20 protein-coding genes are annotated in these 24216 nt (G+C 68.5%); 13 read left to right on the plus strand and 7 right to left on the minus strand.

The annotated features are described in order from the left end of the window. Positions 1-152 precede the first annotated feature (152 nt). Positions 153-1862 (minus strand): M28 family metallopeptidase, encoded by a 1710-nt coding sequence (locus PJ250_RS09375; protein WP_271648310.1) that lies wholly within the window; start codon positions 1860-1862, stop codon positions 153-155. 126 nt (positions 1863-1988) lie between these two features. Beyond that, positions 1989-2660, minus strand: coding sequence for a DUF4097 family beta strand repeat-containing protein (locus tag PJ250_RS09380; protein WP_271648311.1), 672 nt, complete (start codon positions 2658-2660; stop codon positions 1989-1991). Positions 2661-2834: 174 nt separating this feature from the next. Here PJ250_RS09380 and PJ250_RS09385 point away from each other — a divergent pair, with 174 nt between their 5' ends. Both PJ250_RS09385 and PJ250_RS09390 read left to right on the plus strand, forming a co-directional pair. Next, on the plus strand, positions 2835-4100 hold the full coding sequence (locus PJ250_RS09385) for a murein hydrolase activator EnvC family protein (RefSeq protein WP_271648583.1): 1266 nt from the start codon (positions 2835-2837) through the stop codon (positions 4098-4100). A 177-nt stretch (positions 4101-4277) separates the two neighbouring features. Beyond that, complete coding sequence (locus tag PJ250_RS09390; RefSeq protein WP_333909512.1) at positions 4278-5831, plus strand: S41 family peptidase; 1554 nt, start codon at positions 4278-4280, stop codon at positions 5829-5831. A 75-nt stretch (positions 5832-5906) separates the two neighbouring features. Here the strand turns inward: PJ250_RS09390 and PJ250_RS09395 are convergent, their stop codons facing one another. The 3 genes from PJ250_RS09395 to PJ250_RS09405 all read right to left on the minus strand — a co-directional run bounded on the left by PJ250_RS09395 (position 5907) and on the right by PJ250_RS09405 (position 7980). Then, the gene (locus PJ250_RS09395) at positions 5907-6896 is read right to left on the minus strand and encodes a D-2-hydroxyacid dehydrogenase family protein (protein ID WP_271648312.1); all 990 of its coding nucleotides are present in this window, start codon (positions 6894-6896) and stop codon (positions 5907-5909) included. Positions 6897-6901: 5 nt separating this feature from the next. Further along, complete coding sequence (locus PJ250_RS09400; protein WP_271648313.1) at positions 6902-7225, minus strand: DUF1820 family protein; 324 nt, start codon at positions 7223-7225, stop codon at positions 6902-6904. A 62-nt stretch (positions 7226-7287) separates the two neighbouring features. Continuing rightward, positions 7288-7980, minus strand: coding sequence for a rhomboid family intramembrane serine protease (locus tag PJ250_RS09405; RefSeq protein ID WP_271648314.1), 693 nt, complete (start codon positions 7978-7980; stop codon positions 7288-7290). A 221-nt stretch (positions 7981-8201) separates the two neighbouring features. Here PJ250_RS09405 and PJ250_RS09410 point away from each other — a divergent pair, with 221 nt between their 5' ends. Continuing rightward, positions 8202-9551 (plus strand): outer membrane protein transport protein, encoded by a 1350-nt coding sequence (locus PJ250_RS09410; RefSeq protein WP_271648315.1) that lies wholly within the window; start codon positions 8202-8204, stop codon positions 9549-9551. 75 nt (positions 9552-9626) lie between these two features. Here the strand turns inward: PJ250_RS09410 and PJ250_RS09415 are convergent, their stop codons facing one another. Then, positions 9627-10778 carry a GGDEF domain-containing protein gene (locus tag PJ250_RS09415; RefSeq protein ID WP_271648316.1) on the minus strand — a complete coding sequence of 384 codons (1152 nt, stop codon included), beginning with the start codon at positions 10776-10778 and terminating at the stop codon, positions 9627-9629. 135 nt (positions 10779-10913) lie between these two features. Between PJ250_RS09415 and PJ250_RS09420 the strand changes: the two genes are divergently transcribed. Next, on the plus strand, positions 10914-14435 hold the full coding sequence (locus PJ250_RS09420; protein WP_271648584.1) for a PAS domain-containing hybrid sensor histidine kinase/response regulator: 3522 nt from the start codon (positions 10914-10916) through the stop codon (positions 14433-14435). Between the two features lie 9 nt (positions 14436-14444). Here the strand turns inward: PJ250_RS09420 and PJ250_RS09425 are convergent, their stop codons facing one another. Next, positions 14445-15131, minus strand: coding sequence for a response regulator transcription factor (locus tag PJ250_RS09425; protein WP_271648317.1), 687 nt, complete (start codon positions 15129-15131; stop codon positions 14445-14447). Positions 15132-15289: 158 nt separating this feature from the next. Between PJ250_RS09425 and PJ250_RS09430 the strand changes: the two genes are divergently transcribed. The 9 genes from PJ250_RS09430 (at position 15290) to PJ250_RS09470 (ending at position 24196) form a co-directional block, all read left to right on the plus strand. Then, positions 15290-16672, plus strand: a complete 1383-nt coding sequence (locus tag PJ250_RS09430; protein WP_271648318.1) for a DcaP family trimeric outer membrane transporter — start codon at positions 15290-15292, stop codon at positions 16670-16672. Between the two features lie 51 nt (positions 16673-16723). Next, on the plus strand, positions 16724-17683 hold the full coding sequence (locus PJ250_RS09435) for a TAXI family TRAP transporter solute-binding subunit (protein ID WP_271648319.1): 960 nt from the start codon (positions 16724-16726) through the stop codon (positions 17681-17683). 87 nt (positions 17684-17770) lie between these two features. Next, entirely contained in the window at positions 17771-19813 is a 2043-nt protein-coding gene (locus tag PJ250_RS09440) for a TRAP transporter permease (protein WP_271648320.1), read from the plus strand. After that, positions 19810-20253 (plus strand): DUF1850 domain-containing protein, encoded by a 444-nt coding sequence (locus PJ250_RS09445; protein ID WP_271648321.1) that lies wholly within the window; start codon positions 19810-19812, stop codon positions 20251-20253. Before PJ250_RS09440 ends, PJ250_RS09445 begins: the two co-directional genes overlap by 4 nt. A 117-nt stretch (positions 20254-20370) precedes the next feature. Next, positions 20371-20844, plus strand: coding sequence for a DUF2244 domain-containing protein (locus PJ250_RS09450; protein WP_271648322.1), 474 nt, complete (start codon positions 20371-20373; stop codon positions 20842-20844). A gap of 99 nt (positions 20845-20943) precedes the next feature. Beyond that, a complete protein-coding gene (gene coxB, locus PJ250_RS09455; RefSeq protein ID WP_271648585.1) occupies positions 20944-21810 on the plus strand; it encodes a cytochrome c oxidase subunit II in 867 nt (288 codons plus the stop codon). 36 nt (positions 21811-21846) lie between these two features. Then, complete coding sequence (ctaD, locus tag PJ250_RS09460) at positions 21847-23460, plus strand: cytochrome c oxidase subunit I (protein WP_271648323.1); 1614 nt, start codon at positions 21847-21849, stop codon at positions 23458-23460. Further along, on the plus strand, positions 23460-23594 hold the full coding sequence (locus tag PJ250_RS09465) for a hypothetical protein (protein ID WP_271648324.1): 135 nt from the start codon (positions 23460-23462) through the stop codon (positions 23592-23594). Before ctaD ends, PJ250_RS09465 begins: the two co-directional genes overlap by 1 nt. After that, on the plus strand, positions 23591-24196 hold the full coding sequence (locus tag PJ250_RS09470; RefSeq protein ID WP_271648325.1) for a cytochrome c oxidase assembly protein: 606 nt from the start codon (positions 23591-23593) through the stop codon (positions 24194-24196). The genes PJ250_RS09465 and PJ250_RS09470 overlap by 4 nt, the downstream gene beginning before the upstream one ends. Positions 24197-24216: the final 20 nt, after the last annotated feature.

Here is a 24216-nt window from a genome sequence, read left to right on the forward strand (position 1 = left end):
GGGGCTCGAACGGGAGAAGGCGCGCAGCTTAGCCCTCGCCGCACGTGCGTGGCGCCTCGCCGCTCAGGCCCGGCCTGTCGTTCCCTTTAAAAGGCACGGGCCCGCGATCTGCGGGCCCGTGCTTGAATGCATGGCGACACCTCGTGTGGCGTTTACTTTGCCGTCGCCTTGGGCTGCATCATCGCGTCGCGCGCGGCCTTGAACGCATTGCCGTCATACCAGTTCGGCCATTGGCCGTCGCTGGCCAGCGTCTTGCCGACCCCGTAGAGCAGGTCCAGGTCCTGCACGGTGCCGTCCAGCTTCCAGGTCGCCGGATCGTATTGATCGGCGGGCGAGTGATAGCGATGTTCGCCGTAGTCCTTGGCATAGGCCTCGCCGGCGGCCTTGCCGCCCTCGACCAGGTCCTCGCCGCCATCGGCATACAGTGCCGGCACGCCGGCCTTGGCGAAGTTGAAGTGGTCCGAGCGGAAGTAGAAGCCGCTCTGCGGCGAGGACTCGGCATGCAGCGTGCGGCCTTGCGCCTCGGCCAGCGGCTTGAGCAGGTCCTCCAGCTGCGAGGCGCCCATGCCGGTCACGGTCAGGTCCCGGGCCTTGCCGGCCACCGACATGGCATCGATGTTGATCACCCCGGCGATCTTGTTGAGCGGGAAGGTCGGATGGGCGACGTAATACTTGGAGCCCAGCAGGCCTGATTCTTCCAGCGTCACCGCCAGGAACACCACCGAACGCTTGGGCTTGGGGTCCTGATGGGCGAACGCATCAGCCACCTCCAGGATGCCGGCCACGCCGGTCGCGTTGTCGACCGCGCCGTTGTAGATGTTGTCGCCCGGCTCGCCCTCATGCTTGCCCAGGTGGTCCCAGTGCGCCATGTACAGCACGGCCTCGTCCGGCGTCTCGCTCCCGGGCAGCACGCCGACCACGTTGTGCGAGGTCTTGCGCGTGGTCGTGCTCTTCAGCTCGAAGGAGACGGTGGCCTTCAGCGGTTCGGGCTTGAAGCCGGGCTTGGAGGCGTCCTTGTACGCCTGGTCCAGGTCCAGGCCGGCCTTGGCGAACAGGTCACGGGCCACGTCCTGGGTGATCCAGCCCTGCGCGGGCACGCGGGGCTCGGGGTCATCCTCGGCCGGCAGGTCGTACTGCGCGCCGGACCAGGAATGCTTGACCACGTCCCAGCCATAGCTGGCGCCGGGCGTGTCGTGGATGATGATCGCCGCGTCGGCGCCCTTGCGCGCGGCTTCCTCGAACTTGTAGGTCCAGCGCCCGTAGTAGGTCATCTTGTCGCCGTCGAACAGCGCCTGGTCGTGGGTGTGGAAGCCCGGGTCATTGACGAACATCACCACAGTCTTGCCGTGCCAGTCGTCGCTGCCGGCGTAATCGTTCCACTGGCGCTCGGGCGCATCCACGCCGTAGCCGACGAACACCAGCTCGCTGTCCTTGATGCTGATGTCCTGCTTGCCGGTGCGCGTGCCGATCACCATCTGGCTGCCGAAGGCCAGGGTGCGCGTGCTGCCGTCGGCCTCGGTGATGGTCAGGGTGGTGCCCGGGTCGGCCGTGGTCTCGACCATGGGGACTTCCTGGGTCCAGCTTTCGCCGTTGCCGGGCTTCAGGCCGATGCGCTGCATCTGCTCAGTGATGTAGGCCACCGTCTTGTCTTCGCCCGGCGTGCCCGGGCCGCGGCCCTCGAAGTCATCGGAGGCCAGTGTCTTGACCAGCTCGCCAAAGTCCTCGGCGTTGATCTGCGGCGAAAACGCGTGCGCCTGGCCTTGATCCGACGGCGGCGTGGTGGTCGTTGGCTTGGGGGCGTCGGGCTTGCAGGCGCACAGGGCGCTCAGCGTGACCAGACCCAGCAACAGCTTGCGGGACATGCGGGTTCCTTGCGGGTGGCGTTAAGGAACCCGGGATTCTAGCCACGTGCCGGCGGGTGCACGCGCCGGCCGGCTGTCGGTTTGGACAGGTGCGACGGTCTGTCGCGCCTGTTCCCATGCTTGGGCTCAGTCCTCCGGCGCGGTGTTGCCACTGTAGGACTGCGCGGTGGCGCCGGTGACCTTGCCGATCCTGGCGCTGCTGTGCACGTAGAGCTTGACCGGCCGCTCGAACACCAGCGGCCCGTCGACCACCGCGTTGGGGCCGATGACCACGCGCGGCTCGGAGGTGCGCTTGGACGACCAGCCGTGGTTCTTCTCGATCTTGATCCCACCGTGCACGTGCGAGCCAACGCCGACGGTCAGGTCGCCATTGACCATCCCGATGTCTTCACCGACCTCGGTGCCGACCAGCCCGATGGCGCCGTTGACGTTCTCCAGGCCCTTGCGCACCTTGCTGCCCTGGTCGAGAAAGATGCTGCCGTTGACCGTCTCGATGCCGCCTTCCACGCGCGCCTCGCGTCCCAGCCGGATGCTGCCGTTGACCGTCTCCAGGTCGGCGGTGGTGATCTTGTCGCCGCCCTTGATCGAGCCGTTGACGGTGCCGGCGTCGGCGGTGGTGGCGCCATCTTCGATGGAGATGCTGCCGTTGACGGTCTGCAAATCACCATAGGTCTGCCCGGACTGCGCGGTGATGCTGCCCATGACCTTGTCGATGGACTGCTGGGCGGTGGCGTTGCCGGTGGCCAGCAGCAAGGCCAGGGCCAAGGGGGCCAGGAGGGGGCGGAAGGCGAGGGTCATGGGACGGACTCCGTTGGGTGGATTGCCTGGTGGGATGCACGGCGGGGGCGCAGGGTTTAAATGTCTCCCCACGGGCATGCGGGCCGTTGTGTCGACGGTCGCTACAATCGGGCGCCTGTTCCGTTCGAAGACCTTGCCGTGCCCCAGTCTCCCTCTTCCGGTCCTCTTGCGCACTTGGCCTCGCTGGGACTGCTGGTCCTGGCGGCGTGCGCATGGACGCCGGCGTGGGCCCAGAGCCAGCACGAAGCGCAGAAGAAGCTCGAGACCGTGCGCAAGGAGCTCAAGTCCATCGCCGCCGAGCGACGCGACCTGGAAGGCAAGCGCGGCGCGGCCTCGCGCGAGCTGCGCGCCGCCGACGAGCAGGTCGGCAAGAGCAGCCGCGCCCTGGCCCAGACCCAGGCGGCGCTCAAGGCGCAGGCCGCCGCGCTGGCCGATCTGCAGGCCAAGCGCGCGGACATGCAGCAGCACCTGGCCGGCGAGCGCAAGGAGCTGTCCGAACTGGTCCGCGCCGCCTACATGACCGGCAGCAACGCCCCGTTGAAGGTGCTGCTGTCCCAGGACACGGTGGCCGACGCCAATCGCGCCATGGTCTACCACCGCTACGTGCAGGGCGATGTCGCCCGGCGCATCGACGGGCTGACCGGCCAGCTGGACGATCTGCGCGCGCTGGAGCAGGACATCCAGGCGCGCACCGCCGAGCTGGAAGCCACGCGTGCGCGCCAGCAAGGCCAGGTGGTCCAGCTCAAACGCGATCGTGGCGAACAGGCCAAGCTGGTTGCCCAGTTGGATGCGCAATACGAAGACCGGGCAGACCGGGCCGAGGCCCTGGGCCGCGATGCCAAGTCGCTAGAAACCCTGCTCGCCAACCTGCGCGCCGCCGCCGCGCGCGCAGCGGCCGAACGGCGCGCCGCCGCAGAACGCGCCCGCCGCGAGCAGGCGGCACGCGAAGCCGCCGCCGCCAAGGCCCGCGCCGAAGCCCTGGCCGAAGGGCGACCGGCGCCGCCGCCCAAGCCCGAGCCTGCGCCCCCGCCCAAGGTGGCGACCGCACCGGCGCTCAAGGTGGGTGGTCTGGGCTGGCCGGCCTCGGGCAACCTGCTGGCGCGTTTCGGAGGGCAGCTGCCGGACGGGCGGACCAGCCAGGGCGTGCTGATCGGCGCGCCGGTGGGCAGCACGGTCACCGCCGTGGCCGATGGCACCGTGGTGTTCTCCGAGTGGATGACCGGCTACGGCTTGATCCTGATCATCGACCACGGCAACGGCTACATGAGCCTGTACGCCCACAACGAGGCGCTGCTGCGCGACGCGGGCGATGTGGTGAAGAAGGGCGACGCGGTGGCCAAGGTCGGCAGCTCGGGGGGCTGGGGCACGCCGGCGCTGTACTTCGAGCTGCGCAAGGGGGGCTCGCCGGTGGATCCGAGCAGTTGGCTGCAGCGCCGCTGATGTTTCATCGCTTGTGAAGCTGCTTCGGTGGGAGCCACCGTGGCGGCGATGGGGCTTTGCCGGTCAGGCTTTTCGCCGCCATGGCGGCTCCCACAAACGCTACACAACGGGCTCTTAGCCCGGCTTCGCGCATAATCCCACGTGTTTCGAACCCCACGATCCATCCGGAGTAACCGCATGCGCGTGTCCTTGTTGCTGACGTCCCTGCTGCTGGCCATCGCGCCGGCCCTGGCCCAGGAGGCCGCGCCGCAGGCGCAGGACACCCCGCAACAGGCGCCGGCCGCGGCCCCGGCCGACCCGCAGTCCGACACCCCGACCGACCCGGACGCCGATGCCCCGCAGGTCGGTTCCAGCGACGACCCCGATGCGGCCGAATCCACCCCGGCCGATGTGCCGCTGGATGAGATCCGTCGCTTCGTGGCGGTCTTCAACGCGGTCAAGCAGGCCTATGTGGAGCCGGTGGACGACCAGAAGCTGATGCACTCGGCCATCCGTGGCCTGCTACTGGACCTGGACCCGCACAGCGCCTACCTGGACAAGGAGGACGCCGAGAATTTCGACGAGCAGGCCAACGGCGCCTACGACGGCATCGGCGTGGAACTGCTGGCCCAGCCCGATGGCACCCTGCAGGTGGTCTCGCCCATCGACGGCACCCCGGCCGCGCGCGCCGGCCTGCAGTCGGGGGATGTGATCATCGCCATCGACGGCAAGCCGCTGACCGGCATGGAGGATTCCATGGACCCGCTGCGCGGCAAGGTCGGCACCCAGGTCACCCTGACCATCGTGCGCGAGAAGACACCCAAGCCCTTCGACAAGACCCTGACCCGGGAAACCATCCGGGTGACCAGCGTGCGCTCGCGCCTGCTCGAGCCAGGCTATGGCTACATCCGTATCAGCGCCTTCCAGGCCGACACCGGTGCCGACTTCCAGAAGGCGGTCGACGGGCTCAAGGCCAAGGGCCCGCTCAAGGGCGTGGTGCTGGACCTGCGCAGCAATCCCGGCGGCCTGCTGACCAGCGCGGTGCAGGTGGCCGACGACCTGCTGGAGGCCGGCACCATCGTCACCACCAAGGGCCGCATCGCGGTCAGCGACGCCGAGTTCGACGCCACCCCGGGCGATCGCCTGTCAGGCGTGCCCGTCGTGGTGCTGGTGGACGCCGGATCGGCCAGCGCGGCCGAAGTGCTGGCCGGTGCGCTGCGCGACAACAAGCGCGTGCGCATCATCGGCAGCCGGACCTTCGGCAAGGGCTCGGTGCAGACCGTGCTGCCGCTGGACAACGGCGACTCGGTCAAGCTCACCACGGCGCGCTATTACACGCCCAGCGGCAAGTCGATCCAGGCCACCGGCATCGTGCCGGACGTGGTCCTGCATCCCGACGCGCCGGCCGACAAGGACCTGCCGCCGGCGTTGACCGACTACAGCGAGGCGACGTTGCCGGGCCACCTGCGCGGCGATCAGGAAGGTGCCGAGGGCTACAGCGCCGGCGAGGTGCTCAACGGCGACAAGCCGATCGAACAGGCGCTGGCCGAGCTGAAGCATCCGGGCTCGGTCGCCGCTGCGCAAAAGGCCGCCGCCGCCAAGGCCGCGGCGAGCCAGCCCAAGCCTGCGGCGAAGCGTGACGCCGCGACCAAGCCTGCCTCCGCGCCGGTCAAGCCCGCCGCAGCCACGCCCACCGCGCCGGCGAGCAATGCGGCCCCGGAACCGGAAGCCGCGACGCCGCCCTCCAACTAATCCGTGGGAGCCGCCATGGCGGCGATCGGGCGTTATCGGGAAAGTTTCATCGCCGCCGTGGCGCTTCCCCCGCGCTCAGCGTGGCGACGGCAGCGCTTCCGGATTGACCAGGTTGCGCGGGGTGCCGGCGGCGAAGGCACGGACGTTGTCCAGCGCCGTGCCCAGGTATAGCGCGTAGCTGTCCTGCTCGACATAGCCCAGGTGCGGCATCGCCAGCACGCGCGGGTGGGTGAGCAGCGGTTCGTTCGAGGGTGTGGCCGGCTCGTGTTCGAACACGTCCAAAGCGGCCAGGCCGGGGCGGCCGGCGTTTAACCCGTCCAGCAGTGCACCTGGCGCCACCAGCTCGGCACGGCTGGTGTTGACCAGCAGCGCATCGGGCTTCATCAATCCCAGCAGGGCGGCATCGACTTGATGGCGTGTCGCGGCGACCAGGCGGCGATGCAGGCTGAGCACGTCGCTGCGGGCGAACAGGTCCTCCACCGAGGCGGCGACCTCGAAACCGTCGGCCCGCGCGGCAGCGCGCGCTGCTTCGCCGCCCCAGACCAGCACCTGCATGCCGAACGCACGTCCGTAGCCGGCGACACGCTGGCCGATCTTGCCGTAGCTCCAGATGCCTAGCGTGCGGCCGTGCAGGGTGCGACCCAGCGTGGCATCGCCGGTGTCCTGCCAGCGGCCGGCCTGCAGCGCGGCCCCATAAGCGGGCAGGCGACGCATCGCCGCCATGACCAAGGCCCAGGTCAGCTCGGCGGGCGCGATGGGTGAGCCGCTGCCTTCGACCACGGCCACGCCGCGGGCGGTGCAGGCGGCGACATCGACATGCGCGCCAATCTTGCCGGTCTGGCTGACCAGGCACAGTTGCGGCAGGCGTTCGAGCAGGGCGGCGTCGATGCGGGTGCGCTCGCGGATCAGCACCAGCGCCTGTGCATCTCCCAGCGCTTCGACGCAGGCATCGAGGTCGTCGGGCAGGGCGCCAAGCACCCGCACGTCCAGGCCCTGGCGGTGAGTCGCCAACGCCGGCAGCGCGGCGCTGGCGCGCTGGTAGTCGTCGGGAATGACGACGCGCATCGGGCTCAGCGCGGCTTGGCCGGCATCGGGAACGGCGTGACGACCTTCTCGCCGCTGGCCGCATCGCGGATGGCACTGGTGCCCTTTTTCTCCACTTCCTCCACGCGCACGATGCTCTGCATCGGCAGGTGCAGCACGCGGGTGTTGCCGAACTCCTCGCGCAGGCGCTCTTCGGTCGGGTCGACCACCAGCCCGTCATGCACGTCGAAAACCAGCTCGCCTACCTCGGTGAAGCCCCACAGCGCGTTGGAGGAGGCCACCTGCCGGGCGTACAGCTCGTACACCTTGCCGTGGTTGAGGAAGGTCACCTTGTAGAGCGGCTTGGACATGGGACAAAACGCAACGGAGAGAGGGAATGTGAAATGGGGGCGCGGGGCAAGGATTCCAGCGGTCAGTAGCCATGGCGTCGGCGCATGCGTCGGGCGATGGCGGTACGGACGATCAGGGCGAACACGATGCCGAACACGAACCCGGCCAGGTGCGCCGACCAGGCGACGGTGCCGAAGGCCGGCCCGATATAGGCGAACACGACCTGCAGCACGGCCCAGACCCCGATCAGCAGGGCGGCCGGCGCCTTGACGAACTGCAGGAACAGCCCCAGCGGCACCACCACGCCCAGCTTGGCGCCGGGGAACAGCGCCAAGTACGCCCCGATCACTGCCGAGACCGCGCCGCTGGCGCCGATGATCGCCCGGTCCGGGGTCCCGATCACCAGCACCGCGGCCAGGTTGGACACCGCCCCGCCCAGCAGGAACAACAGCAGGAAGCGCCACGGCCCCATCGCCCGCTCGGCTGGCAGGCCAAAGATCAGCAAAAACACCAGGTTGCCCAGCAGATGGGCCCAGTCCGCATGCAGGAACAGTGCGGTGAACAGGCGCAGCACCGAGCCGTCCAGCAGCGCCGCGCGCCATTCGTCCGGGCTGTCCAGGCCCCCGGTCAGGGCCCCCCACTGCAGCACCAGGCTGCGGTAAAGCCCCGGTGGCCGGGTGATCGCCCACAGGAACGCCACCCACAGCAGGGCGAACAGGGTCGGCGTGGCCCAGCGCAGGGACGGCTTGCGGCGTGACGGGGTGGCGACGAACACAGTGTGCGGCAGTGTGGCGGCGGGAGTGCGGAAACGAGATGAAACGCTCCGAATCCGACTAAAATCTAATCCTAACGTTAGGGTTTTGTTATCCCCGACAGGTATACTGGCATACGGCGTCGTATGTCGGGAGGGCTTCCGGCGCGAAGGATGCAGCTGCGGCTGCGTCCGTCGCGACGACGCCGACAGTTCCACCATCTGTCTTTCCGGAGATCATCCACATGCTGTCTTCCGCTTCTTTGTTCCGTTTCTCGCTGCTGGCCGCCGGCGTCGCAGGTGTCCTGTTCAGTGGCCATGCCCATGCTGCCGCGTTCCAGCTGAAGGAAAACAGCGCCAAGGCCCAGGGCCGCGCATTCGCCGGCTCGGCCAGCGCCCCCGGCGACATCGCCGTGGTGGTGAACAACCCCGCCGCGATGCGCCTGCTCGACGGCCGCCAGTTCTCGGTGGGCGTCAGCGCCATCAGCTTCTCGGCCGATTTCGACGGCGAAGGCCGCTACGTGGGCCCGACCGGCCCGGGCACCGGCGCCCAGATCAGCGGCGGCAACGGTGGGGATGCCGGCACCATCGCGGCGGTTCCGGCGCTGTACTTCGCCACTCCGCTGGGCGACAAGATGCACCTGGGTGCCTCGCTCACCGTGCCCTACGGCTTCAAGACCGAGTACGACCGTGACTGGATCGGCCGCTACCAGGGCATCAAGACCGAGCTGCAGGCGATCGACGCCGGTCTCTCGTTCTCCTATGACGTCAATCCGTGGGTGTCCTTCGGTGCGTCGGTGTTCGCCGAGCGCCTGGACGTGGACCTGAGCAATGCCATCGACTTCGGCACCGCGCTCTACGCCCAGGGCGTGCCCGGCTTCGCCCCGGGCAGCCAGGACGGCTACTCGCGCATCAAGGGCGACAACACCGAGGTGGGCTTCACCCTGGGTGGCCTGTTCAGCGTCGACGAGCACACCCACATCGGCCTGACCTACCGCTCGCAGGTCGACCACAAGATCGATGACGGCAAGGCCTACTTCGACGTGCCGGCCGCCGCCAAGGCCGTGCTGGCTTTCGCTGCGCCGGGTCAGTACGTGGATACCTCGGGCAAGGCCAAGATCATCATGCCGGCCACCGCCACGGCCAGCTTCACCCACGACATCAACGACCAGTGGACGGTGATGGCGGACGTGACGCGCACGGCGTGGAGCAAGTTCGACACGGTGACCGTCGACTTCGGCTCGGCCCAGCCGGACAGCGAGCTGGAGTTCAACTACCGCGACACCACCTTCGTCTCCATCGGTACCGACTACCGCATGAGCGATACGCTGACCCTGCGTGGCGGCCTGGCTTACGACCAGACCCCGACCACCACCCAGTATCGCGATGTGCGCGTGCCCGACCAGACCCGCAAGTGGCTCTCGCTGGGCCTGACCTGGACCCCGTCCGAGCGCACCGAGTGGAATGTGGGCTATACCCACCTGTTCGTCAGCGATGCGGATGTGTCCGGTTACTCGGTCACGGCCAGCTCGATCAACGGCTCGTTCGACGTCGGCGGCGACATCCTCGCCGGTTCGATGACCTACAAGTTCTGATTGGCGGGCTGGCCCTGCGGCCAGCCTCGTGGTTCCGAAAGACCCCGCCTCACGGCGGGGTCTTTGTTTTGGGCGTCAATCCGGCAGGCGCAGTTCGACGCGGTTGCGTCCGCCGTGCTTGGCCGCGTACATGGCCTGGTCGGCCAGGTCCATCAGGCGCGACACCGGGATCGGGCGCGCGGCGAAGGCCACGCCCACGCTGACCCCGACGTGCACGTCGTGGGGCAGGGCCAGGCGCTCGGTGGCGCGGCGGATGCGTTCGCCCAGGTCCAGCGCATCGGCCTGCTCCAGCCCGGCGGTGACCACCACGAATTCCTCCCCACCGGTGCGCGCGAACAGGTCGTCGTGGCGAATGCAATGGCGGACCGAATCGCAGAACGCCTGCAGGACCTGGTCGCCGACCTGGTGTCCGTGTGCGTCGTTGATCGCCTTGAAGCGGTCCAGGTCCAGGGCCAGCACCGCCAGCCCGCCGACCTGGTGCGGCTTGCCTTGCGCGCGTCGTTCCACCAGTCCCTGTTGCAGGCCGCGGCGGTTGAGCGCGCCGGTCAACGGATCGAGCAGGGCGCTGCGGCGCAGGACACTGGCGGCGTGGAAGCTGCTCAGCGTCAGCATGCAGAAGTTGAGCATGAACCACAGCGCCAGATCGCTGTCGACCCACGCCACGTCCAAACCGAACCGGCCCTGCAGCCAGCTCGGCAGGGCAGTGCTGTAGATGCCGATCAGCAGGATGCAGCCGGCCATCATCAGCCGGGCCGGGACGCGGTCGGGCGCTTCGCGCAGCGTCCGCAGCTGCCAGATCATGATGCACAGCGAAACGACCTCGACCGCGCTGAGCGCGATGCCCTGGCCGTATTCGGTGCCGTCGAGCCCCCAGGCCGCCAGCGCTGGCAGCATGGCCACCGGCAGCCAGGCCAGTTCCCAACGATGGAGCGAGCGCTGCTGCACGAACATGGTCAGCGCAATGGCGATGCCGGCCATGCCGGCGCAGGCCAGGGCGGCGCCCAGATTCACCGACAGCGTCACCCCCAGGGGCGCGCCGCGCCCACGCAGCATCTCGGCCAGCACATCGATGCAGTTGGTACCCACCGTGTAGGCCAGATGGGCCGCGCCCCAGGCGCGGATGCCATGCAGGTTGCGCGAGACCCGTGAGACGTAGGCGAACAGGAACAGCAGCACCACGGCCAGGGCCGTGTCGCTGAGCAGGCTGAACTGGATCTCTCGGGTCATGCCGCCTTGCCTTGGGCCACGCGTGATGGGTCCAAAGCATGACGCAAAGAACGTGCCAGCCTGGTCATGCAGGCACCGCGCGTCGCTGGCGGGGCTACCATGCGCGGCTTGTCGGGGCGAAGGGGAAGACGCGTGCTGCTGCAGGGCTGGCTGTTGTTGCTGGTGTCGCTGGGCTATCTGGGCGTGCTGTTCTGCGTGGCCTGGTACGGCGATCGCCATGCCGTGTATCCCAGCCGCGCCTGGCTGCGGCCGGTGGTCTACAGCCTGGCGCTGGGCGTGTACTGCACAGCCTGGACCTTCTACGCCTCGGTCGGCAGCGTGGTCACCAGCGGTTGGTACTACCTGACCATCTACGTCGGGCCGATCCTGCTGCTGCTGTTCGGCCATGGCCTCTATGCGCGCCTGCTGCGTCTGGCGCGTGCCCACAACGTCACTTCCATCGCCGACTTCATCGGCGCGCGCTACAGCAAGAGTGCCGGGCTGGCGATGCTGGTGACCTTCGTGGCGCTGGTGGCAATGCTGCCCTACGTGGCCCTGCAGTACCGCGCGGTGGCCTTTTCGGTGCGTGCGCTGTTGGGACCACCGCCGGAAAACCTGCCGGCCTGGGCCGGCGATACCTCGCTGTATGCGGCCCTGGTGCTGGCACTGTTCGCCGCGCTGTTCGGCACGCGCAAGGTCGATGCCACCGAACATCACCAGGGCCTGATGCTGGCCGTGGCACTGGAATCGCTGGTCAAGCTGGTGGCTTTCGGCGTGGTGGCCTGGCTGGCCTGGAAGGTGCTGCCAACGCTGGACCAGGCGCAGCTGCGCGCGCGCGATCTGCCGCTGGACCGGCAGCAGTGGCTGGCGCCGGAGTTCTGGCTGCAGGGGCTGCTGGCCGCACTGGGGTTCTTCTGCCTGCCGCGGCAGTTCCAGGTGGGGGTGATCGAATGCGCAGACCCGCGCGACCTGCGCTGGGGGCGTTGGGTGATGATCGCCTACCTGGCGCTGTTCGCCGTCCTGGTGCTGCCCATCGCGGTGGCCTCCACCCAGGTGCTGCGCCCGACCGCGATGCCCACCGATGCCCTGGTGCTGTGGCTGACCCAGGTCGAGGGCGGGCGCGGGATCACGCTGGTGGCTTACCTGGGCGGTCTGGCCGCGGCCAGTGGCATGGTCCTGGTGGTCAGCGTGGCCACCGCCACCATGGTCAGCAACGAGCTGGTCATGCCGCTGCTCTCGCGGGTGCGCAGGCTGGGCCTGGAGCAGCGCGAGGATCTGAGCCGCATCGTGCTGTGGATCCGGCGCATCACCATCGGCTGCATCGCCCTGGGCGCCTACGCCTATGCGCGCAGCCAGGTGGGGCAGGAAAGTCTGGCGACGCTGGGGTTCATCTCGATGGTGGCCGTGGTCCAGATCGCACCGGCCCTGCTGGGTGGCCTGTGGTCGCGCCGGCCGACCCGGCTGGCGGCTGCGGCCGGGCTGGTGGTGGGCATGGCGCTATGGGCCTACACCCTGTTCCTGCCCAGCATGGTGGCCGGCACCGGCATTGGCCAGGACTGGCTCCAGCATGGGCCGTTCGGACTGGCGCTGCTGCGGCCGCAGGCGCTGCTGGTGGGCGAGGGGATCGACCCGATCACCCACGGGCTGCTGTGGTCGCTGGGCGCCAACCTGGTGGTCTACGTGGGCCTGAGCCGGCTGCGTGCGCCGCAGCTGCACGAGCGTTTGTGGGCCGATGCGTTCCTGGCGCGCGACTCGGGCGAGGCGGCCCAGCCCTCGCGTGAGCGCCTGCCGTCTTCGGTGCGGGTGGTGGACCTGGAAGCGCTGATGGCGCGCATCGTGGGCAATGAAGCCTCCACGCGTGCGCTGGACGAATACCGCCAGCGCGCCGACCAACCGCTGCCACCGGGCGCCCCGGCCGATCGCGGCCTGCTGCAGCACGTCGAACGCACCCTGGCCGGTGCGCTGGGCACGCGTACCGCGCGGGTCGTGCTGGCCAGTGCCCTGCATCGCACCGGCGTGCAGATCGAGCAGGTCATGGGCCTGCTGGATGTCACCGGACAGGAACTACGCGCCAGCCGCCGGTTGCTCGAAGCGATGATGGAAAACGTCAGCCATGGCATCTCGGTGGCCGATGCCGATCGCCGCCTGGCGGCATGGAACCGTCGCTACCAGGAGCTGTTCGATTACCCACCCGGCATGCTCTACGTGGGCCGCCCGATCGCCGACCTGATCCGCTACAACGTCGAACGCGGCGAACTGGGAGCGCTGACGCCCGAGCAGATCGACGCGCAGATCCGCAAGCGCGAATCGCACATGGCCAGCGGCTCGGCCTATCGCGCCCAGCGCATGCGCCGCAACGGGCAGGTGCTCGAATCGCGCGGAATGCCGATGCCCGGTGGCGGCTATGTCACCACCTTCACCGACGTCACCGACTACAAGCGGGTGGAAAGCGAGCTGCGCGCACTGACCGGCAACCTGGAAGCGCGCGTGGCCGAGCGCACTGCCGAACTGGAGCAGGCCCTGGAGGCGCAGCGCCGGGCCAAGCAGGAGGCGCAGGTGGCCAACGTCTCCAAGAACCGCCTGCTGGCCGCGGCCAGCCACGACCTGCTGCAGCCGATGAACGCCGCGCGCCTGTTCGTCTCGGCCTTGCGCGACCATCCCGGCCTGGATGCACAGGCCGCCAGCCTGGCCGAGCGCGTGGACGCCTCGCTGCGCGCGGCCGAGGACCTGCTCGACAGTCTGCTGGGCCTCTCGCGCCTGGAATCCGGTGCGCTGACCCCGGACGTGCGCGCCTTCGCCCTGCAGCCGTTCCTGGAGGCGCTGGCCGAACAATTCGCGCCGCTGGCCGCGCGTCGCGGCCTGCAGTTCCGCGTGCACGCGCCGCCGGGGCTGGTGGTGTCCAGCGATCGCAAGCTGCTCCTGCGCGTGGCCCAGAACCTGATCGGCAACGCGCTGCGCTATACCGCCCGCGGCGGTGTGCTGGTCGGCGTGCGCCGCCGCGGCGATGGCCTGCAGCTGCTGGTGGCCGACACCGGCCCGGGCATCGCCCAGGAGCTGCATGCGCGGATCTTCGAGGAGTTCAGCCGGGTCGAACAGGCCAGTCCCTGGGGCGAGAAGGGCATGGGCCTGGGCCTGAACATCTGCGTGCGCATCGCGCGTCTGCTGGAGGCGCCCTTGACCCTGCGCAGCACGCCGGGACGCGGCAGCGTGTTCGCCCTGGGCCTGCGCCTGGCCACCGTGGCGGCGCCGCGCGCCGATGCGCGCATCGAGGTGGCCCCGCGCGGGCGCCTGGCCGGTCTGCGCGTGCTGTGCCTGGACAACGATCCTGAGATCCTGCACGGCATGCAGGCGCTGCTGGAGCGCTGGGGCGTGCAGGTGCAGGTCGCGCAGGACGTGGAGCAGGCGCAAGAAGTGCTGCGGTGCGTGCAGGTCGACGCGATCCTGGCCGACTACCAGCTCGACGACGGCCAAACCTCGCTGGACGCCTTGCCCCGGCTCGCCGCCCTCAGCACCGCGCCGGTGGCGATCATCGCGGCCGATCCAGGCGAGGCGGTGGAACGCGACACCGAGCAGCGCGGCATCCCGCTGCTGCGCAAGCCGGTCAAGCCGGCGATGCTGCGCGCGTGGCTGGCGGCCCTGCCACGCCGCGCGGGCGAGGACGCCCAGGCGCCGGCCTGAGGCGTGCGGTCAGTCCTCGTCGCCGTCCTGCGGGACGGGCGGGGGCGAGGCCGGATCGGACGCCAGGCGATGCATCAGCATCACCGCCTGGGTGCGGGTGCCGACATCGAGCTTGCGCAGGATCGCGCTGACATGGACCTTCACCGTGGTCGGCGCCAGGCCCATTTCCCAGGCGATCTGCTTGTTGAGCAGGCCCTGGCAGACCATGCCCAGCACCCGGAACTGCTGCGGGGTCAGCTCGGAGACCCGACGGGCCAGCGCGGTTTCCTCCGCATCGGCGCAGGGCGCGGCGGTGATGCCCGGCGGCAGCCACTCGTCGCCGGCGAGCAAGGCGTCGAGCGCCTCGTCCAGAACCGACAGGTTGGCCGATTTGGGAATGAAGCCCGCCGCGCCCAGGGCCATCGCGCGCTGGATGGTGCCCTGATCCTCGCGTGCCGACACGATCACCACCGGCAGCTGCGGGCGCACGCCGCGCAGGTGGGCCAGCGCGCTGAAGCCGTGTGCCCCGGGGATGTCCAGGTCGAGCAGCAGCAGCTCCGCACCCGGATGCGCCTCGACCAGCGCCATCAGGGTTTCCACGCTGTCGGCCTCGTCCACGCGCGCGTGCGGCATCACCCGTTCGATGGCCCGCACCAGCGCCTCGCGGAACAGCGGATGGTCGTCGGCGATCAGCAGTTGGGTGGGCGTGGGATGCATGCGAGGCGTCGGGGGCGAGCGGGCGGCACTGTAGCGCGAGTGGCGTGCAGGCGCTGCCGCGCTACTTCCAATGGCGTATGGCCTCCTCCAGCGCCGCTGCCTAGCCTCTCCCCACCGCCGCCACCGGCGGAACACCGTCATTCGGGGAGAGGAAACCGATGAATATCAAACCAGTCCGTACCCAGGGGCTGCGCCGGCAGCGCCTGGCGCTGGCCGTGTTGTCCAGCCTGGCCGTCGCGCCGATGGCCCATGCGCAGAGCAATACCGAGGCCGAGCTGCGCGCGCGCATGAGCCAGATGGAAACGATGATGCAGGAGATGAAGACCGAGCTGGACGCGCTCAAGGCCGAGAAGGCCGCGGCGGTCGCCGCGCCGGCACCTGCGCCGACCGCCACCGCGGCGCAGCTGGACGGCATGGGCAAGTCCAAGTCGTCCATCCAGTCCACCACCATCGTGCCCAAGGGCGACGGGGCGACCTTCAGCTATGGCGGCTTCGTACGCGCCGAGGCCATCTACACCAAGACGCCCGATGGCGAGATCGCCGAGAACAGCCTGGGCCGCCGCCAGTACGCGCCCAGCTCCATCCCGATCGGCGGCGATGGCGAAGGCATCGACCTGAACACCACCGCCCAGCACTCGCGTTTCTGGTTCACCCTGGACAACACCACGGCCAATGGCGACAAGGTCAAGGGTCATATCGAGATGGACTTCGGCACCGATCTCAACGGCAACCAGTCCAGCACCAACAGCTACACCCCACGTCTGCGCCACGCCTACGTGAGCTGGAACAACTGGTTGGCCGGCCAGACCTGGTCCAACTTCCAGGATCCCTCGGTGCTGCCCGAAGCCGGCCCGATCCTGGGCCCGACCGAGGGCACGGTGTTCGTGCGCCAGGTCCAATTGCGCTACACCCGCGGGCCGTGGGTGTTCAGTATCGAAAATCCGGAAACCATCCTGGGGCCCTACCAGGGCGGCAGCCGCATCAGCAGCGACGACAACAACATCCCGGACGTCACCGCGCGCTACACCGCCAAGGGGAGCGACGGCCAGTTCAGCGTCGCCGGCATCGTGCGCCAGCTGCGTTACCAGACCCTGGCCGGCAGCACCAACGCGACCGGCTACGGCGTGAGCGCCTCGGGCAAGATGGCCCTGGGCAAGCGCGACGCGATCATGGGCATGCTCACCGCCGGCAAGGGCATTGGCCGCTACCTGGGCTATTCGCTCAATCCCGACGGCACCCTGGACGCCAGCGGCGACATCGACGCCCAGGGCGTGGTGGCCGGCTTCGTCGGCTGGCGGCATGGCTTCAGCCCCAAGCTGCGCAGCAACGTCTACTACTCGATGGCCAGCTACGACAACGACGTGGACATCACCGGCCTGGCGATCAACAAGTCCTCACGCTCGGCCCACGCCAACCTGATCTATTCGCCGGTCAGCAACGTGGACATCGGCAGTGAGCTGATCTGGGGCCGGCGCGAGATCGAGTCGGGCGATTCCGGCGAGCTCTACCGCATCCATTCGTTCGTCAAATACAGCTTCTGATCGACCGCCCGCGCCGCACATGCAGCGGCGCGGGCCCACGAGGAGACCCGCATGAAATCCAGTATCCGCAACACCCTGACCGCCCTGGCCTTGGGCGCAACCCTGTTCGGCGTGGCCGCCTGTTCCAAGCCGCAGCAGAACGTCACCGTCCTGACCGGCGGCACCAGCGGCATCTACTACCCGATCGGCGTAGGCATCACCCAGATCATCGACAAGAACATGCCCGACGTGCGCAGCTCGGTGCAGGCCACCAAGGCCACCGTGGAGAACGTCAACCTGATCGAGGCCGGGCGCGGCGAAGTGGCCATCGGCCTGGCCGACACCGTCGACGATGCCTACAAGGGCAACAAGGAAATCGGCTTCGACAAGCCGCTGACCAAGCTGCGCGCCATCGCCAACGCCTACCCCAACTACGTGCAGATCGTGGCCCGCGCCGATTCGGGCATCAAGACGCTGGCCGACCTGAAGGGTAAGCGCATCTCGGTGGGAGCGCCCAAGTCCGGCACCGAAGTCAACGCACGCACCATCTTCAGGGGCGCGGGCATGAGCTATGACGACATGACCGTGGAGTTCCTGCCCTACGCCGAGTCGGTGGAGCTGATGAAGAACCGCCAGCTCGACGCCACCCTGCAGTCCTCCGGCCTGGGCATGGCCGCCTACCGCGACCTGGCCGCGACCCTGCCGATCGTGTTCGTGCCGGTGCCCGAGGACGTGGTCAAGGCGATCGGCAACACCGCTTACCAGCCGGGCACCATCCCGGCCAACACCTACGACGGCCAGACCGAAGACGTGCCCACGGTGAAGATCCCCAACCTGTTCTTCACCAGCGCCGACGTGCCCGAGGACACCGTCTACCAGATCACCAAGAACATCTTCGAGCATCTGGACCAGCTGGTCACCGCGCACGCGGCGGCCAAGGTGATCACCCTGGAGAACGCGCCCAAGGGCTTGCCGATCCCGCTGCATCCGGGCGCGGAGAAGTACTACCGCGAGAAGGGCCTGATCAAGTAAGCCCGCCCGTACGACCGGCGCGGCGCGGAGAGGGTCCGCGCTGCGCCGCATCGCCCTGTCCGTTTGACCGATCCAAAGTGAAGTCCCATGTCCAACCAGCCCCTGCTTGCCCGCACCGAACCCACCGACTGGCCACGCATCCTGTTCTTCATCGCGCTGGCGTTTTCGGTCTTCCAGATCGCCACGGCCGGCTTCCACCTGGTGTCCTCGCAGGTCCTGCGTGCCATGCACGTGGGGTTCGCCCTGCTGCTGACCTTCCTGATCTTCCCGCTGCGCGGTGACGGCAAGCCCAATCCTGTCCTGGCCTGGGTGCTGGGAGCGCTGGCGATGGCCGGGGCGGCCTACCAATGGATCTTCGAGGGCGACCTGATCCAGCGTTCGGGCACGCTGACCCCGGCGGACATGGTGATCGGCGTGGTGACCATCGTGCTGGTGTTCGAGGCCGCGCGCCGGGTCATGGGCTGGGGCCTGCCGATCATCTGCCTGCTGTTCCTGCTCTATGCGATGTTCGGCGAGTACATCCCCGGCGCGATGGGGCACCGGCCGTTCGGCTTCGACCAGATCGTCAACCAGCTGTCCTTCGGCACCGAAGGGCTCTACGGCACGCCGACCTATGTTTCGGCGACCTACATCTTCCTGTTCGTGCTGTTCGGGGCCTTCCTTGAGCAGTCCGGCATGATCCAGCTGTTCACGGATTTCGCCATGGGCCTGTTTGGCCATCGTCGCGGCGGCCCGGCCAAGGTGGCCGTCGCCTCTTCGGCGTTCATGGGCACCATTTCCGGTTCAGGCGTGGCCAACGTGGTCACCACCGGCCAGTTCACCATCCCGCTGATGAAGCGCTTCGGTTACGGCTCGGCCTTCGCCGGTGGCGTGGAGGCTGCATCCAGCATGGGCAGCCAGCTGATGCCGCCGGTCATGGGCGCGGTGGCCTTCATCATGGCCGAGACCATCAACGTGGCCTATGTGGAGATCGTCAAGGCGGCGATCATTCCGGCCGCGCTGTACTTCGCGGCGATCTACTGGATGGTCCAACTGGAGGCCAACCGCTCGGATCTGCGCGGCCTGCCCAAGGACCAGTGCCCCAATCCGTGGGCCGCCATTCGCCTGCGCTGGTATCTGCTGATCCCCTTGGCGGTCCTGGTCGGCCTGCTGATGACCGGACGCACGCCGATGCTGGCCGGCACGATCGGTCTGGCGTTGACGGTGCTGGTGATCCTGGGCTCGGCCATCGCGCTGAACCTCAAGGGCATGCCGCTGCGGGTAGCCTTCTGGATCGCCCTGGGACTGATCGCCGCGCTAGCGCTCAAGCTGGGCAACGGCCCGATCTTCATCGTCCTGGCGGTGCTGGCCGTGGCCTGTTTCATGCTCAAGACCCACGGCCGCGAGACCCTGCGCCTGAGCGTGCTGGCCCTGGCCAACGGCGCGCGCCAGGCGCTGCCGGTGGCGGTGGCCTGCATCCTGGTCGGGGTGATCATCGGCGTGGTCTCGCTGACCGGCATCGCCAGCACCTTCGCCGGCTTTGTGATCGACGTGGGCCGCAACAGCCTGCTGCTGTCGCTGGTGCTGACCATGGTCACCTGCCTGGTGCTGGGCATGGGCATCCCCAGCATTCCCAACTACATCATCACCAGTTCCATCGCCGCTCCGGCACTGCTGGCCCTGGGCGTGCCGCTGCTGGTCTCGCACATGTTCGTCTTCTACTTCGGCATCCTGGCCGACCTGACCCCGCCGGTGGCGCTGGCCTGCTTCGCCGCCGCGCCGATCGCGCGCGAGTCGGGGTTGAAGATCAGCTTCTGGGCGATCCGGATCGTGTTGGCCGGGTTCGTGCTGCCGTTCATGGCGGTCTACACCCCGGCGCTGATGCTGCAGGGTGGCACGGTGATCGGCACGGTGTACGTGATCTTCAAGGCAGTGGTGGCCATCGGCCTGTGGGGGATCGCCGGCATCGGCTACTGGCGTGTCGCCTCTCCGCTGTGGGAGCGCCTGCTCATGGCCGCGGCCGGGGCGCTGCTGGTGACCGCACTGCCCATCACCGATGAGCTGGGCTTTGCCGTGGCGGTGGCGGCGGTGGCCATCCACCTGGTGCGCGCGCGCCGCGCCCATGCGGCCACGGCAGCGCCCGTCGCATGAGTGCGCTGTGCCTGGGGCTGGCGGGGGTGGTGGCCGCCGCCCTGGCCGTGCCCGACAGCGGCTTCACCCTGGCGTGGATGCACAGCGTGGAGAAGATCCGCTGGGAGGAGCACTACGTCGTCCACGACGACGGCCTGGTACTGGACCGGGCGCGGGTGCAGGGCAGCGGGGCGGGGATGGAGATCCCAGACGATGCCACGTTCGCCGATGGCTTCTGGACCTACCACCCCAAGCTGCCGTCCCTGCAGCCGTTGCGGCTGACCCGCAGCGGCTATACGCGCGACTACGAGCTGTGCATCCAGGGCCGATGTGAATCGATGACCGCGCTGCTCGGGCCGCCCGACGCGCGCGGCGAAAGCGCGGTCGAACTGTGGAGCTGCCGGGCGAACGGGGCGACCCTGCCGGCCAATACGCCACGGGTGCCTTCGACCAAAGACTGAATCGTGCCGGGCGCCTGCGAAATTGTGCACTTGCACAATTTCGGAAAAGTTGCTTAGCGCTCCTGCGCACGGCTACCATTCAAGCGTTTTCCGCAGCACCACGGTGCAGCAGGACACATGATCGAAATCGCGCGACAGGGTCCGGAAGGACGCGGCGCGCAGCTTACGCTGCGACCCCGCCGGGCCCTGACTGCGCGCCAGTTCGTGGTGGTGTTCGCGCTGTGTTCCGGACTGATGTGGGCGGTGGCCGCGATGGGCTGGTGGGCAGGCAACGTATTCGCCCCGGTCTTCGCGCTGGCGCACAGCATTCTGGTCGCGGTGGCGTTGCGGGCGGTGTGGAAATCCGGGGAGCGCGATGAGGTCATCGCGATCGCCCCGGAGGTGGTGGAGGTGCGGCGTGATGCACAGCCGACCCCCGCGTTCCGGGCCCATCCCTACTGGGTGCGGCTGGGCGTGCGGGAGGGCGGCGAGCGGATCACCTTGTCCTCCAGCGGGCGGTCGGTGGAGGTGGGAGCGCTTCTGGGGCCGGCCGAGCGACAGGAATTGGCAACACAGTTACGCGCTTTACTGGCGGCCGCGCTGCGGCCGTGACCGATGACACTGGGTGGGGTCTAGGCAATGACGCAACTGATGGCGGGATGCAAGCGCGCTGGCGTGCTGGCAGGACTGACGGCACTGCCGGGGATCGCGATGGCCCAGGCCGCCGATCCCAAGGAATGGCAGCTCAACATGGGCAAGGGCGTGACCCATACCGCCCGAATGGCCTATGAGGCGCACATGGTGGCGCTGTGGGTGTGCGTGGTCATCGGCGTCATCGTGTTCGGCGCGATGGGCTATGCGATGTTCAAGTTCCGCAAGTCCAAGGGCGCGGTGGCCGCGCAGTTCAGCCACAACACCACCGCCGAGCTGATCTGGACCATCGTGCCGGTGATCATCCTGGTGGCCATGGCGTGGCCGGCCACGGCCAAGCTGATCGCCATGTACGACACCCGCGATTCGGAAATGACCGTCAAGGTCACCGGCTACCAGTGGATGTGGAAGTACGAGTACCTGGGCCAGGGGGTGGAGTTCACCAGCCGCCTGGACCGCGCCTCGGACCAGATGCGCCAGTCCGGCAAGGTGCCGACCGCGGCCTCCAATCCGCACTACCTGCTGGACGTGGACCATCCGCTGGTGCTGCCGGTGGACACCAAGATCCGCTTCGTGATCACCGCCGATGACGTCATCCACTCGTGGTGGGTGCCGGCGCTGGGCTGGAAGCAGGACGCCATCCCGGGCCTGATCAACGAGGCCTGGACCAACATCGAGCAGCCCGGCGTGTACCGCGGCCAGTGCGCCGAGCTGTGCGGCAAGGACCATGGCTTCATGCCGATCGTGGTGCAGGCGGTGTCCAAGGCCGAGTTCCAGCGGTGGCTGGCCTCGAAGAAGCCGGCAGGCCCGGTGCCGCCGGCCCCGGCCGAAGGCTCGCCCGCCCCGGATGTCACGCCCGAGCAAGCCGCGCCGTCCGACGCTGGCGCCACGCCCACCGAAGCCACGCCTGCGCCCGCGCAGGCCTGACCTTCCGCCACATCGCTGCTTTCGAGGACACGCCCCATGGCCCATTCCGCCGCAGAGCACCACGACGACCACCACGGCCACAGGCAGGGGTTCGTCGAGCGCTGGTTCTTCTCCACGAACCACAAGGACATCGGCACGCTCTACCTGCTTTTCAGCTTCGTCATGTTCATCATCGGCGCGGCGATGAGCGTGGTGATCCGCGCCGAGCTGATGGAGCCGGGGCTGCAGTTCGTCAAGCCCGAGTTCTTCAACCAGATGACCACCGTGCATGCGCTGGTGATGATCTTCGGCGGGGTGATGCCGGCCTTCGTGGGCCTGGGCAACTGGATGATCCCGCTGCAGATCGGGGCGCCGGACATGGCCTTGCCGCGCATGAACAACTGGTCGTTCTGGCTGCTGCCGGTGGCCTTCTCGATGCTGCTGCTGACCCTGTTCCTGCCCGGCGGCGCGGTGGCCGGCGGCTGGACGCTGTATCCGCCGCTGTCGCTGCAGGGCGGGGCCAACGTGGCTTTCTCCGTGTTCGCCATCCACGTGGCCGGCATCAGCTCGATCATGGGCGCGATCAACATCATCGCCACCATCCTCAACATGCGCGCGCCCGGCCTGGACCTGTTGAAGATGCCGATCTTCACCTGGACCTGGCTGATCACCGCCTTCCTGCTGATCGCGGTGATGCCGGTGCTCGCCGGCGCGGTGACCATGCTGCTGACCGACCGCTTCTTCGGCACCAGCTTCTTCAATGCGGCCGGCGGCGGCGACCCGGTGATGTACCAGCACATCTTCTGGTTCTTCGGCCATCCCGAGGTCTACATCATGATCCTGCCCGCCTTCGGCGTGGCCAGCGAGATCATCCCGACCTTCAGTCGCAAGCCGCTGTTCGGCTACCAGGCGATGGTCTACGCGACCGCCTCGATCGCCTTTTTGAGCTTCATCGTGTGGGCCCACCACATGTTCGCCGTGGGCATGCCGCTGGGCGGCGAGATCTACTTCATGTTCGCCACCATGCTCATCGCCATCCCCACCGGGGTGAAGGTGTTCAACTGGGTCTCGACCATGTGGAAGGGCTCGCTGAGCTTCGAGACGCCGATGCTGTGGGCGGTCGCCTTCGTCATCCTGTTCACCATCGGCGGGTTCTCCGGGCTGATGCTGGCCATCGTGCCGGCCGACTTCCAATACCACGACACCTATTTCGTGGTGGCGCACTTCCACTACGTGCTGGTGACCGGCGCGGTGTTCTCGATCATCGCGGCCACCTATTACTGGTGGCCCAAGTGGACCGGGCGCATGTACAGCCAGTTCTGGAGCAAGTTCCATTTCTGGTGGACGGTGGTGTTCGTCAACGTGCTGTTCTTCCCGCAGCACTTCCTGGGCCTGGCCGGCATGCCGCGCCGCATCCCGGACTACAACGTGGTCTTTGCCGACTGGAACTTCGTCAGCTCCATCGGCGCGTTCGGCATGTTCGTGACCCCGTTCATGATGGCCGCCATCCTGGGCTGGTCGCTGCGCAAGGGTGAGCGGGCCGAGGCGCGCTCCTGGGAAGCGGCCAAGGGCCTGGAATGGACCGTGCCCTCGCCGGCACCGGCGCATACCTTCACCACCCCGCCGGTGCTCAAGCCGGGCGATCTGGCCCACGAGGACATCGGCCACTGATGACCGCGCCGCGTGCCCCCGTGGATGAGCAGCAGCGCCGCCGCCGCGCCGCGCGCACGACCGCGCTGGTGGTCGGGGCGATCGCCGTGGCGATCTACGCCGCCTTCATCCTGTCCGGGGTGCTGCGGGCATGAGTGAGCACGCCACCCCCGGCGCCGACGCCAAAAGCCAGGGCCGCACCGCCGGCCTGCCGCGTTTGATCGGCGTGGCCGTGGCGGTGTTCGTGCTGACCTTTTCGCTGGTGCCGCTGTATCGGCTGGCCTGCGAGAAGGTCTTCGGCGTGCGCATGGAAAAAGGCCCCACCCAGGCCGTGGGTGTTGGCCCGGCGACGCAGTCGCGCACGGTGACCGTGGAGTTCGACGGTGCGGTCAACTCCAAGCTGCCGTGGTCCTTCCATCCCGAGCAGACCCGTATGCAGGTCGTCCCCGGCGAGCTCTACGACGCGCAGTTCTTTGCCCGCAATGACGGCAAGCGCGCGATCGTGGGCAATGCGGTGCCGTCGGTGGCACCGGCGCGGGCCTCGCAGTACTTCATCAAGACCGAGTGCTTCTGCTTCACCTCGCAGGAGCTCGACGCCGGCGAGAGCCGCGACATGCCGCTGCGCTTCATGGTCGATCCGGACCTGCCGGCGGACGTCTCGACGATCACCCTGTCCTATACCTTCTTCAAGAACGATGTCCTGACCTCGCGCCTGGGCGCGGGGGCAGGCACTCCAGCGGCGCGCTCGGCGCCGTAGCCACTGACCGAAAGGAACGC

It is taken from the genome of Pseudoxanthomonas sp. JBR18 (genome assembly GCF_028198165.1).
Taxonomy (GTDB): Bacteria; Pseudomonadota; Gammaproteobacteria; order Xanthomonadales; family Xanthomonadaceae; genus Pseudoxanthomonas_A.